This is a genomic window from Paenibacillus sp. NN59 (assembly GCF_057597225.1).
Genome location: NZ_CP199678.1, coordinates 1,732,320 through 1,749,877 on the forward strand (window position 1 = coordinate 1,732,320; position 17,558 = coordinate 1,749,877).

Here is a 17,558-nt window from a genome sequence, read left to right on the forward strand (position 1 = left end):
TTACTCCTTATTCTGAACGTTCGGTTCATAGCTCAGATGTTTCCTATATTTTTTTACTGCATGTAAAATGGTTTCAAAGGTGTCCTCTTCATTGCTGCCGTCCTTCACGATTGTTACGAACGAGAAGTTCTCGTGAATTAATCTGTTCCTTGTCTGGAACGCCTGATGGAGCGCTATGCTGCATGGCTCTTTGCCAGCCTTCAAAGCAATATGTTGCTTACCCAGTTCGGACTCCAGCATCTCCATGTTGGAGCGTGCCCGGTAAGCAGGAGTTTTCATGAGCTGGGTCGAATTAAACTTTTTCTGATACGTCCGTTTGTAAAGCTGTAATAACATCTGTTCCATAATAGAGCATAACTCCATCGTTAGCGAAGCGTATCTCCGGTTTTTGCGTTTGCGGGTAAGCTCGCTTGACTGTTCTTCGTTCAGCCATTCGTATTCTTCATATATTGAGGAATCGTCATGGTTCAGAATATCGCGATATTCCTGTTCCAGCAGTTTAATCTCAAGCTTGGCGAGTTTCTTGACGTGTTTGAAATCCTCTTGGGTTAGCATACGACTTGTCCTCCCATGGGTACCGAGATGTAAATGGAGCACGATCTATTCATGAATGTTGCTGATCAGGTGATCGTTTCATTATCTCATATTCTGGAACATAATGCCTTAGCGCTTTCATTATAAAATAATTCACGGAACCTCCGGTTCAGAAGGGAAGGACACCTCATGTCCATTCAGACAGCCATCGTTACAGGAGCCAACTCAGGGATGGGACTGGCCACCACTATTGAACTTGCCAAGCAGGGGTATCACGTCATTATGGCCTGCCGCAGCGAAAAGAGAGGACAAGAGGCGCTTGAACAAGCCTTGCGTCAGTCCGGATCGACCAGTATCGAGCTGATGCTGTGTGATCTCGGTTCGCTGGACAGCATCCGTCAGTTTGCACGCCAGTACCGCGAGCGCTATAATCACCTGGACGTACTGGTGAATAATGCGGGCGTGGTGATGGTGAAGCGCAAAGAAACGTCAGATGGCTTCGAGCAGAGCATTGGCATTAATCACCTGGGTCACTTCCTGCTCACGTTGCTTCTCATTGAACCACTGAAAGCGGCTAAACAGGGTCGAATCGTAAATGTGTCTTCTGGGGCGTACAAAGCCGGTAAAATTCATTTTGATGATCCACATTTGCGAAAAGGCTATAATCCGATCAAAAGTTACGCCCAATCCAAGCTGGCTAACGTATTTTTCACCCGGGCGCTTGCTCGTAAGCTCGCGGGAACTTCCGTTACGACGAACTGTTTACATCCAGGTGCGGTAGGAACCAGCATCGGAGTGGATCGCAACACCGGATTTGGCACCCGCATCATGGCACTTGCAGCCAAGTTGCCGTTTTTCTTGACACCAGAGGAAGGGGCCCGGACTGCAATCTACTTGGCAACAAGTCCAGATGTCACCGGGGTGACTGGGCGATACTTTTATCAGCAGAAGGAGCAGCGCTTGAAAGAGCATGCTTTGGATGAGGCGGCTGCCGAGCAGTTATGGACGTGGAGCGAAGAACAGGTTGGTTTGCAACCTGACGAGAGGTTATAACCTCTTATACCTGTCCGAGCACAATTTTATTCATCACCGCGTGTTGAATCATCTGGACAAAAGCATCGATGTGTTGCATGCCTTGATCTCCCTGACCGTATGCCCGGACAGAGGCGGATGAGGCATTTTTCTCTTGTTCACCAAGTACGAGCGAATAAGGGACTTTTTCCATTTGGGCTTCCCGAATCTTATAGCCTAGCTTCTCGCTGCGTAGATCAGTTTCCACACGGATACCCGCTGCCCGTAGCTTACTTTGCACCTCAAGTGCATAGTCGGCATAATGATCCGATACGGGAATCAGCTTAACCTGCATAGGAGCCAGCCAGAGTGGAAACGCACCTGCATAGTGCTCAGTCAAAATGCCGATAAAACGGTCAATCGAGCCATAGATTGCTCTATGAATCACGACTGGGCGGTGTCTCAGACCGCCTTCACCGATATAAGTAAGATCGAATTTCTCCGGCATCTGAAAATCAAGCTGTATCGTTCCGCACTGCCAGCTTCGCTTCAGCGCATCAAGAATATGAAAGTCGATCTTCGGCCCGTAAAAGGCGCCGTCGCCTTCGTTAATGCGATATTCCACACCGCGGGCGTCTAACACATTGCGTAACGCCTGTTCCGCCTGATCCCACAATTCTTCCGAGCCCATGGAATCTTCGGGGCGTGTGGAGAGCTCGATTTTATAATCGAAGCCAAAAATATCGTACATCCGTCCAATCAGGGAGATGGCCCGATTAATCTCGTCTTCAATCTGTTCAGGCATCACATAGAGATGGGCATCGTCCTGACAGAACGTCCGCACCCGCATCATACCATTCAGGGCTCCTGAGAATTCATGACGGTGAACCTGACCGAATTCCATCATGCGAATCGGCAATTCGCGATAGGAATGCAGTGTGTTTTTGAAAATCAGCATATGTCCTGGGCAATTCATTGGTTTTAAGGCAAATGTAGCGTCATCCACGTCCGCAAAGTACATGTTATCCTTGTAATGCTCCCAGTGACCTGACTGTTCCCACAGGCGGTTGTTCATCATGAGCGGAGTACGAACCTCCTGGTACCCTTCCTGCAATTGCAGTTCCCGTGAAAATTGCTCCAGCTCTGTACGAACTGTCATGCCTTTGGGTAGATAGAAGGGCATGCCAGGCGCTTCCTCAGAGAACATAAATAGCTCCAGCTCTTTGCCAAGCTTGCGGTGATCCCTCTTTTTCGCCTCTTCCAGCATGTGAAGATGTTCCTGCAACTGGGCCTTGTTCGGAAAAGCAGTGCCATAGATACGCTGCATCATTTTGTTGTCGGAATTTCCGCGCCAGTAGGCACCAGCGACATTCAGCAGTTTAAACGCTTTGATTCGGCCAGTGGATGTGAGATGTGGCCCGCGGCACAAGTCGAAAAACTCACCCTGCTCATAAATCGAAAGTTCAGCGTCTTCTGGCAGATCACGAATAAGTTCCAGCTTGTAAGGGTCATGGATGGCTTCGAATCGCTCCAAGGCTTGCACCCGACTAACCACTTTGCGGCGGATGGGCCAATTTTCCTGAATAATCTTGTTCATTTCCCGCTCGATGGCATCTAGGTCACTGATGGAGAGGGACTGCTCCAGATCGACATCATAGTAAAATCCATCTTCAATGACCGGACCGATACCCAGCTTCACGTGATCTGCGCCATATAATCGTTTCAATGCCTGTGCCAGCACATGTGCTGTGCTGTGACGATATCGGTGCAGACCTTCCTCGCTATCGAGTGTAACAATGATGAGTTCGCAGTCCTGCTCCAGTTTTTCGCTCAGATCGACATTCTGGCCATTCACGATCCCACCGATCGCCTGTTTACCAAGACTTGTGCTAATCGAAGAGGCAACTTCGCCTACAGTGATGCCTGCTTTGTAACTACGTACAGCACCGCCTTGCAACTGGACTTCAATCTTTTCAATCGACGATTTGGCTGCCAACGACTCAGACACTTCTGCGTGCTGATCACCCAAGGATAAATGCTCGCTTGCATACTCATGTTTTTCTTGACTCATGTGAACCACTCTCCCATATTTTTTGTGTTGGAAGCGCAAAAAACACCCGTCCCGGAGAAGGGACGAGTGCGCTTGGCTCGTGGTTCCACCCTAATTTGGTTATGCTGCATTCTGCTCTCGGCCAGCCGCCGCAAACAGAACCATCATAACCCTCATTGGAATCCGTTAACGGGGATCAGGCGGTGAACTCTACTGACCGTACGAGTAACTATCTTACGAAATCATCGATTGGAGTAATCTATTGAGATGATCTGCGCAAGTTCTGTACATCGTCGGAGGTTCGAGACCACGGCTACAGAGGGGTAACTTGAATTCGTTCGCTGAAGAAGGTTTCACCAATCCCTTCTCTCTCTGGGCAGCACGCAATGCAAATCATGTCTCTGGTCATCGCTAAATATGAAGGATGCAACGAGCTGAATAACACAGGGATATTTCAGATCCGTTGATCCTGTAGTGTGTAGAATTTAATGTAATCATTGGAACAGGTGTTACTTGAGAACCGATTATATAGACTGAAAATGGAAAGGTCAAGTGGAATGTTCAAATGCAGGCTAGCCCATTTCTTATGCATTTTGCATCCAGATTAATCGAATCGTTGTTCCTTCTCCAGGTGTGGAAGACACTTCAATTCGACCTTTCATTGCCTCGATTAAACCTCTGGTGACAGCCATGCCGAGTCCTGATCCAACATCACTTGTTCCCGTATCTGTACCACGGTAATACCGTTCAAATAGCTTCCACACGGTTTCGGGGCTCATGCCTCGTCCATTATCGGCAAACTCGATTGTAAATTCACCGTCACGTTCACCGGCCTCGACACGAACAACGAGGACAGACTCGGATGGGTTGTGCAGCAGAGCATTAGCGGTGAGATTATCTACAATCCGTTCAAAAGAAGGAACGTGTACTAGCCCATAGACAGGCGCGTCTGCAGATTGAAAGACAATACGTCCTTCACCGTACGCAGGGTTGCGCTCGGCTCGCTGCACGAGATTACGAAGTAGCGTATTTACGTCATTTCGTTCAACCTCAGGTTGATATCCTCCACTCCGCAACCGATAGGTCATCGCAAGATCGTTCACAAGTCTGTCCATATACATGGATTTGTCGATCATGATGCCTGCGAATTCTCGAACTTCTTCAGCCGTCCAGGTGTATTTGTCCGTTTCCAGCATATGCGCGTATCCCTGAATGGAGGAAAGAGGTGTCTTGAGATCATGCGTGATGCCAGCGATCCATTCCTCTCGAAGGGAATCCGTTTGTTTCCGTAGTTCCTCATCCTGCTTGAGTGTATGGGACAAAGCTTGCATGGAGTGGAGTACGTCGCCATACACTTGGTATTTACGTTTCCATTTTCCATTGCGGCGTTGGCTCCGCGGAATACCTGCTGCCCCGGTTGGTTCCTCATACTGTCCTTTCTCCAGACGTTGCAACCACTGAAGCATGTGCAGCATCGGAGCACCGAATCGATTAGCGTACCATAAAGCGAGTAAAATCAGCAGCGCAACGATGGACAAGATCAGGACGATTAGCGCCGGTTCAAGAATAAAAGCGTATGGATTCTGTTTCTCAACGACAGTTGAATCAATCCGTACACTTACCATCCAGGTCGTTTCGTTTTGGTTATCGTACCATGTGGCGACCGATATGCCTGAACGATTCGGGTAACGAACTTGGAGAACGAGATCCTGAATACTGTACTGGTTCGGCACGCCTACGGCCGGTTTGTTATAAGAGTCGATTTCTTTTCCATAAGGGTCCAATATTTGGATGTAGGCATCTGCTTTGCGAATCGTTTCTTGCTCCGCATGTTTCACAGTCAGTTTGCCGCCCTCATACGACAGCTTTGGACGGATCTCATCAAGTAAGGATTTGGCCGCATTTCGCTCTCCGTATAACAACGTAAAATATTTCCCGTCCTTCTCCCGGATCAGCATGGATAGCTGATAGGGGAATGGTTTATTAGCTTCCCAGTAGGCGATTAATTCTCCTGGTTTGTAGTGGTCTGGTACATCGGACGGGACATGATAATCGTCGATGACATAGCCCTTTTCATCCAGAACCTGAAGCCAGCCATGATTTTTATCCACCTGCTTGAGCAGATCGGGATCGTATCGTATCGTGTTATCCGGCAGGATCTCGGCGGTATTAATAAGTTGATCCAATCCGTTGTTTGCAAAGTCATCAACCAGATCCACTTCATTCACTTTCTGCAAAACCCAGATGGTAGCGATTGATCCTAGCAAAATAATCAGAATGACCGTGCCAGTGAGCATACCAATGAAGCGAGTTAATAACTTACGGCGAATACTCATGTCTGTGACAGGTTGCTAGGCTGGATCAGCTTGTACCCCAAACCGCGCACATTAACAAGAAAAGCCGGATTGGAAGGATCTTTTTCAATGCGTTCCCGAATGCGGTGGATATGCACCATAACGGTGTTATCGTCGCTAATGGCTTCTGAACCCCACACCCGTTCATACAGTTCAGACTTGGTGAAGATTCGGTTCGGATGTTTGCAGAAGAAGAGAAGCAACTGGAACACCAGTGCCGGGCAGGTCACTGCCTGTCCTTCAACGCGAAGCTCCCCAGCCAATTCGAATACTTGGAATCGTCCAAAATCATAAATGCCTTGTGATAGGTCAGAAGATGACGTATTTACGTGTGATAAAATGTTTTGTTGTTGCTGCAAAACGACTGTCTTGGAAGGCAAATAGCGATTAAGCAACGATTTAATTCTTGCAACAACTTCCAGCGGGTTAAACGGTTTGACGACATAATCATCACCGCCAACGGCAAATCCGGTCAGTTTGTCATAGTCCGTTGTTTTGGCGGTTAGAAACAGGATTGGGGCATCTGTGACCTGCCTTAGAAAAGGGCAGATTTCCAAGCCGCTTTTCCCTGGAAGCATAATATCAAGCACGATACAATGATACGTTTTGTTGTTGCATGCTTCGAGCGCTGCTTCACCTGTCGTGACCGTATCAATATCGAGAAACTTTTCTTTGAGCAGTACGGTTTTGAGCATATGTAAAATCGCTTGTTCATCATCAACAAGCAGTAGTGAGACATGATCCATGATGTAATGTTAACCTCCTCTTAACTCTCTTTCTTGCTATATTGCCCATCATAACATTCTTGAGACCAATTGGAAGATAGGTTGCCTTAACAGAAACTTAATTATAAAGCTTAGGTAGGGCGGTAAATTTAACTAGATGTAAGTGAAGGTTAGACAAACCATAAGACTCATGATGTAGATTTGAGGTAAGTAAGAAAAGATAATCAGAAAGGGTGTTGAATGATGAATAGGAAATGGAAACTACTCCTTCTAACCGTGACAGCATGTGCTGTACTCTCTGCTTGTACAAGTAACAAAGTTACCTCCGATGAAGCTGAGCAGGCTGAGAAGCAAGCTACAGAGCAGGTGAAGGATCAAAAGGATAACGGTGACACTTCAAGCAAAGAACAAAATGATGGTTCGACAGCTCAACAGGTAACACCAGATAATCTCATGGATACATTGACGAAGGGCTCCAAAGATGCCATTTATAATCAGTTTACTCCTGACATGAAGCAAGCTGTTTCCTTGGAAGATTTCAAGGCGTCTGCTGACAGCTTTTTGAAAGGAGTGAAGTCGTGGAAGCAGGTGGTAGACTCTGAGATGAATGGTTTGACGGAACATGCGTGGACAGACGATTCAGGGACCAAGGGGATCCTCGCCTATTTTACAGAAGATCATCAGATTGCCGGATTAAGCATTACTCCACTGGAACCACATCCCGATACAGATAACAAGCTGACCAAGACTGAGTTTCAGTTCCCGATGAAAGGAGAGATGTATGTCTTCTGGGGAGGTCATAGTGTTATGGAAAATTATCATTACGAGCATGAAACACAGCGCTATGCACTCGATATTGTTCAGACGAAAGACGGGGCGAGTTATCAGGGCGATGCCAAGGATAATGCCAACTATTATGCGTTTGGTCAGCCGCTCTATGCTGCTGCGGATGGTACGGTAGTTGAGATCAAGAACGATATTGCGGATAACGTGCCTGGCGTGATGAATCCGAAAGAGCCTGCGGGTAATTATGTGGTTATCGATCATGGCAATAAAGAATACAGTATCACGGGCCATATCAAAAAAGGCAGTGTAGCGGTGAAAAAAGGAGATAAAGTCAAGCAGGGGGATCACATCGGGGATTTAGGTAATTCGGGCAACTCCAGTGAAGCTCACTTGCACTTCCAGGTATCCGATGGTCCAGACCTGTTCACGTCACGTTCCCTCAATATTCGCTGGGCCGATCAGAGCCAGGAGTTGACACGGGGGAATACGGTTCAGGGACTGCCGGAGTAAGCGGGTAAGTCGGCACTATTGTTGGATAACGCTTGTTGTGTAGGTATGGATATTCTACATGCTGTACGCCAGCTTCCTTTTTCCATTATAATAACCTCTATAAATTAGAGCAATGAACTTGGCTTCGAAATGATATAAGAGCTATATAAGTTAATGGAGGAATAGGGAATGGCACTGGAAAAGGTACAGATCGAATATGCATGTCTCGAAGACTTGCCGAGAATTGTAGAGATTTATAATTCAACTATCGAGAGCCGCATGGTAACGGCGGATTTGGAGCCGGTGACGGTAGAGCAACGATTGCCATGGTTTAATGAGCATACACCGGATCGTCGTCCTCTATGGGTCATGAAACGGGATGGGCAGGTTGTCGCATGGGCCAGTTTGAGTTCGTTTTATGGGCGACCAGCATACAATGGGACGGTGGAAGTCAGCGTATACGTCGATCAGCAGTGCCGTGGGATTGGGGCCGGTGGAATGCTGCTGAATACAGTATTCGAGGCTTGTCCTGAACTGGGAGTAACGACGATTCTAGGATTTGTATTCGGGCATAATGAGCCGAGCCTGGGGTTATTGCGCAAGCATGGCTTCGAACAGTGGGGATTTTATCCGGAAGTGGCGGTGCTGGATGGCGTGGATCGAGACCTTGTGATTCTGGGCAAAAAAGTTGGAGCAGATCACCGCCTGAAAGAGGCGCAGATTTAATTAAAGAAAACCTCCGTACCCACTATAAGTGGAGTGCGGAGGTTTTTTTGCTTATTTTACAAACCACGAACCCATTTACAGTCCCAGTTGCTGCTTGATCTCTCGAATCTGTCCCAGATGACGTTCCTCGTGGTAGCTTGTAAAATCGATCCATTGTGCCAGATCCAATTCACCGAACGCCGGGTGAGGGAACGACTTACTACGTAACAGGGCAACATCATGCTCGCGTGCAAACTGTTCCAGTGCTTGATGGGACTCAGCCAGATCCCTACGAATATCCGCAAGTCTCTCAGGCTCAGTTGGTGGTTGCACATGAGGAGGGGCTTCGACAGATCTGCTGCGGTCCAGAGACATTTCATAAGGCTTTTTCTCAATGGACACATTCTGTTCTTTTTCCACTGCAAGACGAGCTTGCTTGGTGATGACATTTTCCATCAGATTCAAGTGCCGTAACACTTGCATAATACTCCACTGTTCCGGGGAAGGTTTCCGGTTCAATTGATCTTCATCTAACCCGGAGATAGCCTCCCAGATTTGGTTACGTATTTCGTCATTACGTTCAAACATCATAAACATCCTCTCTTTAGGTTTATTACAATAACATTACTGTTTCTATATGTCCAACCGAACATATAAGACCCTGTTTAACCAGCATAAAACACAAAATGAGCAAATGCGAACTTTACCTATATTACCCCTTGTTAGGTGAACTTGAGGAAAAAATAAAAAACATACCCTTAAATTGGGTATGCTGAATTGTATACAACGGCTTCCATAAAACGAAAAAAAGATTGACGGGTATGCCCCGGCAAACTATAATCGGTAACAAGTAACTTGATATGTAAGGAGTCCTGACATGATATGTTAGTAATCGACGAGGTGTATCACCATACAGCATTGCAAATATCATCGTCCGATCTATTGTACCTTATCGAACGGTTGAAGGTCAAAAAAGAAAATGAGATCGAAACGCTCAAGCAGAAGATTGAACAATTTGAACAAAAACGACGAGCCGAGGAAGTGGCTTATCAGTCGCTGTCTCCTGTTCGCAAATGGTTTGCGGGACGTCCGGCTTCTCATCACCAAGCGGTGGAATACATGGTGCAGGTGAAGGAACGATTCCGCAAGATGGAGCAGATTCGCAGGCGCATCCGTGATCTTGATCAGATTATGGAACGTATTCAGAGCGCTAATCATAATCGGCAGGAAGAGATTGAGCTTTCGCCTGAAATTATCCGCGAGATCAGACAGCTTAGTGAAACGGAGGATGTGCAGGCATGACTTTGGAAACGTTAAGCTCCGGGATCGACACGGTCTGGGTTGTTCTCAGCGCAGCGATGATTTTGTTGATGGAGGGCGGATTTGCCCTGCTGGAGGCTGGGTTTGTACGTTATAAAAATAGTGTGAATATTATCATGAAAGTATTTGCTGATATTACGATTGGCACATTATTGTTTTACGCGATTGGTTTTGGCTTGATGTATGGTTCAGATGCTGGAGGGTTTATAGGAGTGACAGGTTTTTTCCTGAATGGTGATCTCTCTCATCTGAACGTCCCGGTATCCCTGGAGACGTTTTGGCTATTCCAAGCCGCGTTCACGATTGCGGTCATTTCAATCGTATCCGGTGCCGTAGCTGAACGGATCAATTTCCGTGCATACCTACTATATATCATCCTGATGACGGCGATTATTTATCCGATTGGCGGACACTGGGCTTGGGGTGGCGGCTGGCTCAGTCAGCTCGGCATGCAGGATTTTGCCGGTTCAGCTGTGATTCACGCACTGGGCGGTTTCTCTGCACTGGCGGCAGCTATTATTATCGGGCCACGTAAAGGGAAATACACACCACTTGGTGTAAGTGCAATTGCACTGCCAAGCAATCTGCCGCTGGCATCGGTAGGTGCTTTCCTGTTATGGTTTGGCTGGTTTGGGTTTAATGCGGGAAGTACATTGAGTGCGACAGATGTCAGAATCGGTCACATCGCCATCGTTACCATGCTATCCGCAGCTGCGGGTGGTGCGGCTACGTTGCTCTATACCTTGTTCCGCTTTAATCGTTCCGATGCACCGTCCGTGATTAACGGTTCACTTGCTGGACTGGTAGGCATCACAGCAGGCTGTGCATTTGTAGGTGATCTGGCAGCAATATTCATCGGCGCAGTCTCCGGTCTGTTGATGATGGCTGCTACGAACTGGCTGGATCGCATGCGAATTGATGATCCGGTAGGGGCTTTCCCGGTTCATGCCGTTTCGGGAATGTGGGGGACGGTTGCTGTAGGTCTGTTTGCCACGGACGGAGGTTTGTTCATGGGCGGCGGCTGGAAGTTGCTTGGTGTTCAGGTGCTTGGTCTGACTGCACTGGTCGTCTGGGGATTCGCAATGACCTGGTTCGGACTGAAGCTCATTGGCAAAGTGGTTCCTGTCCGTTCGACCGAGGAAGAGGAAGACCTTGGTCTGGACATCAGTTACCATGGGGTGATGGCTGCGCACCAGTCGCATGAATTTCTGGATGGCGAGGAGCATATGATTGCTTATCAGCAGAAGTCCTCTGATTCAAATCGATAACAAAAGTATATGAAAAGATAGGGGCTGACGAAGGTCAGCCTCTTTTTTACACAGAAAGCAGGGAAAAAAGACAAGGCGGAAGAATATACAGGTGTGAACGTGAATAAGTCTCAGCATAGGTGTAACGTCAAAAAGGGAGGATCTATATGATTAAGCCGGAACAATGTGAACGTCTGACTAGAAAAGCACGTAAAACCCTCGAAGAAGAATACGGTCTCGGTGCTGTTGCCGATCTGGTGCTGGATGCTGGGCGCTGGGGTATTCGCCTGGATGTGTCCACAACGGATGAATATCGCAGAACAGGAAATTCGCGTGTTGGCGGACATCCTGATCTGCCGGATGATCTGGACTGGCCGCTTACGGAGGACGGGGTGCCAATGACTTTTCTGGCCCAGCTGAATATGGTGGATTTGTCTCCGTATACACCGAATGACGGGCGCGGAACGTTGCCGGAGCGGGGTATGTTGTACTTTTTTATTGGCAGTGTGGATGCAGCTTATCCGATTGAACATCGAGTGATCTATGAACCATCTACATATAATCTTGTGAAACGAGAACCGGACGGGGCTACTGCTCTGGGGGGAGAACCTACGATAGCGCATTCGGTTACCGTCTTGCCTAACCTTGAGCTTCCTACATATGCGTACATAGATGCTGCGGCGTTGGATGAGCAGGGGAAAGCTTCAGAGGCAGTTTCCAATCCAGAGGGAGCTCTCGAAGGCCGTTGGCTAGACCGTTATCTGGAATTCGAATCAGACTGGAATCACCCAAGCCCGCTGAATTGGGGCGGCATGTTTGGTTACCCCGATGGGCAGCATCCCGATGCAGAACACCGGGCGTTGAGTTATATTGAGCTGGGTGAGGCACACACCGGCAGTGAGCAGGAATGTGTGAAGAAGCTGACCGCGCATTACGATGGGGATGAGGAGCGCACGTGGGAGGAATTATCCGACACACTGCTGCTGTTAAAAATAGATACGAATGATGCTATCGGTTTTCAGTGGTTGGATTGCGGTGAATTACAGTTCTTCATTCGAGGTACTGACCTGGAGGCTGAGCAATTTGATCATACATGTTGTTCGATTTATTCCAGTTAAGTTTTAGTTCATTTTTTTACCCAGGCCTACTGCCATTCCATAAATTAGGTGAATATTTATTCAATAGCTGTAACAAAATGTCCTGAATCCCCGTTAATAAGAGGAGGAGGGACTTTTTTTTGTGCGCATATGTTAATCAGAGGCGCCAGCGTGTTTAAATAGTTAAAGGAAGTACATAGGTTGAAATGAGATCATATGTTCTATATAATGGGATGAAAAGGAAGTGATAATGTTGATTCAGTCTGCATTCAAACATATTGATACGGCGGTTGCATCATTAGTTGATATTTGCGATCAGTTAAGTGAAGAAGATTTGGACCTGACTCCGATTGAGGGCAAGCGTTCTATAAGGGAGTTACTTTCGCATCTAGCGTTAGTCTGTCGCGCAGATCTGTACATATCCGAAGGTGCATCAGAAGAGGAAATGACTCGATTTTATCAAGAGAACCGCGTGTGTTCTGTGAACCAGATCAAGGATTCTCTCATAGAGAACCGGAACTTCCTCTACCAGCGTTACATGCAGTTTACGACGGAAGAATTGCTTCATGTAACAACATCCTATTGGGGTGCTTCCTATAGCCGTCTGGAATGGTTACTTGAAATGATGGGGCATATGTACCATCACAGGGGACAACTCTATACGATGTTAACCTTGACGGGAAGAGAACCCAAGACGGCGATGTTTGCCTAAACGAATACATATCATCAATACATATCAGGTTAATTCCAAAGTGGTATACTGTGTACAGATAGATTGCTTACATATTCGGTTTAAACCGATGCAGCACTTGTGAAGCAGAAAGGAAAAATGCCGTGGCACAACCAGCATCTATACTGCTTGTCGATGATGAGCAGGATATTATTAAACTGATGGAAATTTATTTTGGCAATGAAGGGTACCGGATTTTTACTGCGAATGACGGAATACAGGCTCTAGAGGTGCTTAAGACGGAAGACATTGATCTCATTATTCTGGACGTCATGATGCCCAATATGGACGGAATCGAAGCCTGCATGAAAATTCGCGAAGAGCAGAAAATGCCAATTATAATGCTGTCTGCAAAAAGTACGGATATCGATAAAATAACGGGTTTAAGCATCGGCGCTGATGATTATTTAACCAAGCCGTTCAATCCGCTTGAGCTTGTGGCGAGAGCGAAATCCCAGCTTCGCAGGTACCATACGTTTAATGAGGGCAGGGAGAGCAAGGAGCATGAATGGATCATTGATGATCTGATTATTAATACAGACACACATGAAGTGTGGCTGGATGACAAACCTGTGCATCTTACACCCCGGGAATTTGCAGTGCTTGAACTGCTCGCAAGGCATCAAGGATCGGTACTTAGTATGGAACAGATTTACCGCCAAGTCTGGAAAGAAGAATTCATGGAGTCTAACAACACGGTTATGGTGCATATTCGTAAACTTCGTGAGAAGATTGAGCACGATAGTAAACATCCGAAGTTCATACAGACGGTATGGGGTGTCGGATATAAGATGATTAAACCAATTTAGGTTGTACGTCACAAGCAGGGAGTTTCTACCATGAATTCGAAATGGATTAATACGGTACGCTGGAAGTTTATTTACGCATTTCTGTTAAGTGGCATTTTGACTGCGGTGATATTGTATGGAGCAGGTAAAGTGGGCGAGACGATTCTGAAAAATCAGCAATATCCGAATTATACGATTCCGGGGCAAGTGGTTCGCTGGCTAGTAAATCATATTGGCTCTGTTCCGCTGATGATTGCTGTAGGAATCATCAGTTTTGTGCTGTTTTTCTTTCTGTTCACCCGCAAAGTGATGGTTGTGCTGGATGAGATCACGGCGGGTATTCAGGAAGTAGCCAAAGGAGAACTGTCACATCGGATTGCGGTGAAGACTTCGGATGAGTTTGGTGTGGTTGCGGCGAGCATCAATCAGATGGCGGAACAACTCCAGCGATCTCTTCAGGAAGAACGGAGTGCCGTTGCAGCCAAAAATGATCTGATTACAGGCATCTCGCATGATTTGAGGACACCCTTAACCTCGATTCTTGGATTTCTGGAGTATATCGAGAAGGATCGGTATCAGGATGAATTAGAAATGCGTTATTACGTCAGTATCGCTTACGAGAAATCCCTGACGTTGCGTAAACTCATTGATGATTTGTTTGAATATACTCGGGTCAGCGGCGGAAGCCTGCCGTTGTCTTTGAGACCACTGAATCTGACTCCATTCCTCATGCAACTCGCCGAAGAATTTGCTCCAATGCTTGAAGAAGCAGGCATGACCTATACGATCGTTGGAGGACAAGATCCATTATGGATTCAGGCTGCTCCGGGAGAACTCGTTAGAGCCTATGAAAACTTGTTCAGCAATGCGATTCGATATGGTGCAACGGGCAAAGTAATGGAAATTGGCCTTGCTCTTGAAGAAGGAGAAGCTGTGGTACGTATCAGCAATTACGGAGAATCGATCCCGGCTCAGGACTTACCACATTTGTTTGAACGTTTCTATCGGGTAGATAAATCACGTTCTCGTGATACAGGAGGCACAGGACTGGGACTTGCCATTGCCAAATCTATGATAGAACTGCATCAGGGGCAGATTGCCGCTTATAGCGATCAGGGCCGGACGGATTTTGTTACCCGTTTTCCAGCCATAAAACCACCCGTCCATACGCCATTGGAAGAGTAGGAAGAGTAGAATGTTCATATCATACCTCTCATATTAAGCTTTGGATATGTAAATTAAGAATTTGATAAGAAGTTAACAACGCTTCTTTAAGAACTATTCGGTATGCTACCTCTATCAATCTGTTCGAAGTATGAGGAGGGTACCGAAGATGAGTTCAAGATTTAACACCGTTCGAATGAAATACATCTATATTTGCGGAGCAAGCGCGGTTCTCAGCATCGTGCTTCTTTTTGTTATGTACCAGATCATGAGATTAGCTTATCGTTTGATGTTCCATGAAGTTGTCTGGTTTACCAACCTCGTACATTGGAGTATCAATCATATAGGAAAGAAACCGATCGGGTTGCTTATGGGCGGAGGTTTGTTTCTCTTATTTTTCTGGGTTCGTTCTCAGAAAATAAGCGAAGACATGCAAGCCCTTGTGCGGGGAACTAATGAACTTGCTAATGGCCGGAATCCTGCACCCATTCAAGTCTTAAGTGGTGGTGAGCTGCGGCAATTGAGTGATCAGATCAATGCGATTGCGGCGCTTACGGCGAATAAAGATTGCTCTGAAATGAAGGTTAAATCAGAGGAACCATCATGTTAAATGTGAAGATGAAACGTTCCATATATCGATTGTACGATGTTGCTGTTATTGTAGCGGTTCTACTGGTGCTACTGTACATCTATTTGTTTTCGTATGGAAAAATGGTGACTCGCCATCAACCGGAAGTTATGCAGCAAGTGTCATCAACCGTCATTCTGGATGAGGCTGGACAAGAGATCATCAGGTTGACGACACCAAACGGAGGATATATGGCGTATGCCGATCTGCAAGAAATGCCGGATATGCTAAAACAGGCCTTTTTAGTGACCGAGGATCGGCGTTTCTACCGACATGCGGGTCTAGACGTCATGGGTGTTGGCAGGGCAATGGTAGAAAATATACTACATATGAATTGGAGCCAGGGCGGGAGTTCGATCACACAGCAACTGGCTAGAAATCTGTATCTGAACGCCAACAAGAACTTCATCCGTAAAATAAACGAGTTATCCATTGCGATCGAGATGGAAACGAAGTATTCGAAGGACGAAATCCTGGAAATGTATCTGAACCGGATTTACATGGGACGGCAGCAGTATGGAGTCAAGGCAGCAGCATGGCGTTATTTCGGTGTGAAAGATTTGAAACGGTTAAAACTCTGGCAGATCGCCACGCTCGCGGGTATTCCCAAGGGGCCTTCTATATACAATCCGGTGGATAACGAGATTCTTTCCCAAGAGCGACGTAATGTCGTTCTCTCCATGATGCACGAACAGGGAATCATTACGAGCAAACAGATGCAAGAGGCTATAGCTGTTGAATATCAACCGCCTCCTCCCAATATGGCGAGCCTGTCAACGGCACGTACATCGGCAATGGAGCAGCCTTCCTATACATCTGCATTGGATGCAGTCATGCAGGAGGCTTCACTTCTCACCGGCAAGGGTGAAGCCGAGATTCGTTCCGCAGGATGGAGCATTCGAACGGGCTTGAATGCAAGTGTGCAGCGGGCAATGGAGGAAACATTCGCGGAGCATGTCTGGTTTCCGGATGACCGAGAAACTCAACAGGTACAGGCCAGTATGGTAATACTTGATCAACATAACGGTGAAGTGAAAGGCATAATGGGCGGACGAAATCCTGTGAAGGGAGATATGAATCGTGCTATGAAGGATGCAAGGCAACCAGGATCCGTATTTAAACCCGTCATCGTCTATGGCCCTGCATTGGAGTCTGGACAATTCGGGCCATCAAGTATGCTTCCTGACCGACCTACGCGTTACGGGAATTACCAGCCGGGCAATGTGGGAGGAAGGTACAGAGGTACGGTATCTTTGTCGGAGGCGCTGCAAAAATCAATCAATGCGCCTGCGGTTTGGTTGTTACACGAGATCGGGTTGAACCAAGCCAAAGGGTTCGCTGAGCGACTGGGAATTCAATTACAGGATGAAGATATGAATCTGTCCGTTGCCCTTGGGGGGATGCATCAAGGTGTCTCGCCGCTCAAGCTTGCGCAAGGATATGCTGTTTTTGCCAATGAGGGGAGATTCAATCGTGCACACCTTATACGCGAAATAACGGATGCCCGAGGGCGAGTTATCTATAGCCATCGCTCAGAGAACAAACAAGTTATCACGAGGCGAACGGCTCAAGAAATAACGAACATGCTGCAGCTTGTCGTGAGCCAAGGAACAGGAAAGCGTGCCCAGTTGCCTGATGATCATGTGGCTGGCAAAACGGGTACGACACAAGCCGCATTGCCGAATGTGCCCAAGCAAGCAAATCGGGATATCTGGTTTGCCGGATATACAAGGAAATGGACGGGGGTCGTGTGGATGGGATTCGATTATACGGATGCGAAACATTACTTAAAGTCCGGAAGCGGAACTGCAGCGGAGTTGTTCGGAACGGTGATGAAACGTAGCGAGGAATAAAGGAAAGGGAATAAGAGAGCGGAACGCTCAATGGATATTCGTGCTTGATTTAGCAGAGAATTTTCTCCTTTTTATAA

General features: G+C 47.0%; 16 protein-coding genes. 11 read left to right on the top strand and 5 right to left on the bottom strand.

What is annotated here, in order from left to right:
* Entirely contained in the window at nt 1-555 is a 555-nt protein-coding gene (locus tag ACT89M_RS07550) for a hypothetical protein (protein ID WP_253496233.1), read from the bottom strand.
* A gap of 168 nt (nt 556-723) precedes the next feature.
* Here ACT89M_RS07550 and ACT89M_RS07555 point away from each other — a divergent pair, with 168 nt between their 5' ends.
* The gene (locus tag ACT89M_RS07555; RefSeq protein WP_308722261.1) at nt 724-1,587 is read left to right on the top strand and encodes an SDR family oxidoreductase; all 864 of its coding nucleotides are present in this window, start codon (nt 724-726) and stop codon (nt 1,585-1,587) included.
* A gap of 4 nt (nt 1,588-1,591) precedes the next feature.
* Here the strand turns inward: ACT89M_RS07555 and thrS are convergent, their stop codons facing one another.
* The 3 genes from thrS to ACT89M_RS07570 all read right to left on the bottom strand — a co-directional run bounded on the left by thrS (nt 1,592) and on the right by ACT89M_RS07570 (nt 6,695).
* Nucleotides 1,592-3,616 carry a threonine--tRNA ligase gene (thrS, locus tag ACT89M_RS07560; RefSeq protein WP_308722260.1) on the bottom strand — a complete coding sequence of 675 codons (2,025 nt, stop codon included), beginning with the start codon at nt 3,614-3,616 and terminating at the stop codon, nt 1,592-1,594.
* 563 nt (nt 3,617-4,179) lie between these two features.
* Nucleotides 4,180-5,931: a sensor histidine kinase gene (locus ACT89M_RS07565; protein WP_308722259.1), complete on the bottom strand. Its 1,752-nt coding sequence runs from the start codon at nt 5,929-5,931 to the stop codon at nt 4,180-4,182.
* Complete coding sequence (locus ACT89M_RS07570) at nt 5,928-6,695, bottom strand: response regulator transcription factor (RefSeq protein ID WP_308722258.1); 768 nt, start codon at nt 6,693-6,695, stop codon at nt 5,928-5,930. Before ACT89M_RS07570 ends, ACT89M_RS07565 begins: the two co-directional genes overlap by 4 nt.
* Nucleotides 6,696-6,950: 255 nt before the next feature.
* On the opposite strand from ACT89M_RS07570, the gene ACT89M_RS07575 reads away from it, so the two are divergent.
* Together ACT89M_RS07575 and ACT89M_RS07580 are read left to right on the top strand one after the other, a co-directional pair.
* Nucleotides 6,951-7,970 (top strand): M23 family metallopeptidase, encoded by a 1,020-nt coding sequence (locus ACT89M_RS07575; protein WP_487345152.1) that lies wholly within the window; start codon nt 6,951-6,953, stop codon nt 7,968-7,970.
* Nucleotides 7,971-8,138: 168 nt separating this feature from the next.
* The gene (locus tag ACT89M_RS07580; RefSeq protein WP_090917980.1) at nt 8,139-8,675 is read left to right on the top strand and encodes a GNAT family N-acetyltransferase; all 537 of its coding nucleotides are present in this window, start codon (nt 8,139-8,141) and stop codon (nt 8,673-8,675) included.
* 75 nt (nt 8,676-8,750) lie between these two features.
* Here the strand turns inward: ACT89M_RS07580 and ACT89M_RS07585 are convergent, their stop codons facing one another.
* Nucleotides 8,751-9,245 (bottom strand): DinB family protein, encoded by a 495-nt coding sequence (locus ACT89M_RS07585; RefSeq protein WP_221787235.1) that lies wholly within the window; start codon nt 9,243-9,245, stop codon nt 8,751-8,753.
* Nucleotides 9,246-9,536: 291 nt separating this feature from the next.
* Here ACT89M_RS07585 and ACT89M_RS07590 point away from each other — a divergent pair, with 291 nt between their 5' ends.
* The 8 genes from ACT89M_RS07590 to ACT89M_RS07625 all read left to right on the top strand — a co-directional run bounded on the left by ACT89M_RS07590 (nt 9,537) and on the right by ACT89M_RS07625 (nt 17,481).
* Nucleotides 9,537-9,956: a hypothetical protein gene (locus ACT89M_RS07590; protein ID WP_090917976.1), complete on the top strand. Its 420-nt coding sequence runs from the start codon at nt 9,537-9,539 to the stop codon at nt 9,954-9,956.
* The gene (locus ACT89M_RS07595; RefSeq protein WP_090917973.1) at nt 9,953-11,242 is read left to right on the top strand and encodes an ammonium transporter; all 1,290 of its coding nucleotides are present in this window, start codon (nt 9,953-9,955) and stop codon (nt 11,240-11,242) included. Before ACT89M_RS07590 ends, ACT89M_RS07595 begins: the two co-directional genes overlap by 4 nt.
* A gap of 146 nt (nt 11,243-11,388) precedes the next feature.
* Nucleotides 11,389-12,339 (top strand): DUF1963 domain-containing protein, encoded by a 951-nt coding sequence (locus tag ACT89M_RS07600; protein ID WP_308722257.1) that lies wholly within the window; start codon nt 11,389-11,391, stop codon nt 12,337-12,339.
* Between the two features lie 229 nt (nt 12,340-12,568).
* Nucleotides 12,569-13,030, top strand: coding sequence for a DinB family protein (locus ACT89M_RS07605; RefSeq protein WP_253500267.1), 462 nt, complete (start codon nt 12,569-12,571; stop codon nt 13,028-13,030).
* Nucleotides 13,031-13,152: 122 nt separating this feature from the next.
* Nucleotides 13,153-13,857: a response regulator transcription factor gene (locus ACT89M_RS07610; RefSeq protein ID WP_090917965.1), complete on the top strand. Its 705-nt coding sequence runs from the start codon at nt 13,153-13,155 to the stop codon at nt 13,855-13,857.
* A 30-nt stretch (nt 13,858-13,887) separates the two neighbouring features.
* Nucleotides 13,888-15,021 carry an ATP-binding protein gene (locus tag ACT89M_RS07615; protein ID WP_154887314.1) on the top strand — a complete coding sequence of 378 codons (1,134 nt, stop codon included), beginning with the start codon at nt 13,888-13,890 and terminating at the stop codon, nt 15,019-15,021.
* 148 nt (nt 15,022-15,169) lie between these two features.
* Entirely contained in the window at nt 15,170-15,610 is a 441-nt protein-coding gene (locus ACT89M_RS07620; protein WP_154887312.1) for a hypothetical protein, read from the top strand.
* Nucleotides 15,604-17,481 carry a transglycosylase domain-containing protein gene (locus ACT89M_RS07625; protein ID WP_487345153.1) on the top strand — a complete coding sequence of 626 codons (1,878 nt, stop codon included), beginning with the start codon at nt 15,604-15,606 and terminating at the stop codon, nt 17,479-17,481. The genes ACT89M_RS07620 and ACT89M_RS07625 overlap by 7 nt, the downstream gene beginning before the upstream one ends.
* Nucleotides 17,482-17,558: the final 77 nt, after the last annotated feature.

Excerpts from the sequence above, each read along its gene's own strand:
- ACT89M_RS07625 (WP_487345153.1), top strand. The coding sequence starts at position 15,604 with ATGTTAAATGTGAAGATGAAACGTTCCATATATCGATTGTACGATGTT.
- ACT89M_RS07585 (WP_221787235.1), bottom strand. The coding sequence starts at position 9,245 with ATGATGTTTGAACGTAATGACGAAATACGTAACCAAATCTGGGAGGCT.
- ACT89M_RS07590 (WP_090917976.1), top strand. The coding sequence starts at position 9,537 with ATGTTAGTAATCGACGAGGTGTATCACCATACAGCATTGCAAATATCA.
- thrS (WP_308722260.1), bottom strand. The coding sequence starts at position 3,616 with ATGAGTCAAGAAAAACATGAGTATGCAAGCGAGCATTTATCCTTGGGT.
- ACT89M_RS07555 (WP_308722261.1), top strand. The coding sequence starts at position 724 with ATGTCCATTCAGACAGCCATCGTTACAGGAGCCAACTCAGGGATGGGA.
- ACT89M_RS07600 (WP_308722257.1), top strand. The coding sequence starts at position 11,389 with ATGATTAAGCCGGAACAATGTGAACGTCTGACTAGAAAAGCACGTAAA.
- ACT89M_RS07620 (WP_154887312.1), top strand. The coding sequence starts at position 15,170 with ATGAGTTCAAGATTTAACACCGTTCGAATGAAATACATCTATATTTGC.
- ACT89M_RS07595 (WP_090917973.1), top strand. The coding sequence starts at position 9,953 with ATGACTTTGGAAACGTTAAGCTCCGGGATCGACACGGTCTGGGTTGTT.
- ACT89M_RS07565 (WP_308722259.1), bottom strand. The coding sequence starts at position 5,931 with ATGAGTATTCGCCGTAAGTTATTAACTCGCTTCATTGGTATGCTCACT.
- ACT89M_RS07550 (WP_253496233.1), bottom strand. The coding sequence starts at position 555 with ATGCTAACCCAAGAGGATTTCAAACACGTCAAGAAACTCGCCAAGCTT.
- ACT89M_RS07615 (WP_154887314.1), top strand. The coding sequence starts at position 13,888 with ATGAATTCGAAATGGATTAATACGGTACGCTGGAAGTTTATTTACGCA.
- ACT89M_RS07580 (WP_090917980.1), top strand. The coding sequence starts at position 8,139 with ATGGCACTGGAAAAGGTACAGATCGAATATGCATGTCTCGAAGACTTG.
- ACT89M_RS07605 (WP_253500267.1), top strand. The coding sequence starts at position 12,569 with ATGTTGATTCAGTCTGCATTCAAACATATTGATACGGCGGTTGCATCA.
- ACT89M_RS07570 (WP_308722258.1), bottom strand. The coding sequence starts at position 6,695 with ATGGATCATGTCTCACTACTGCTTGTTGATGATGAACAAGCGATTTTA.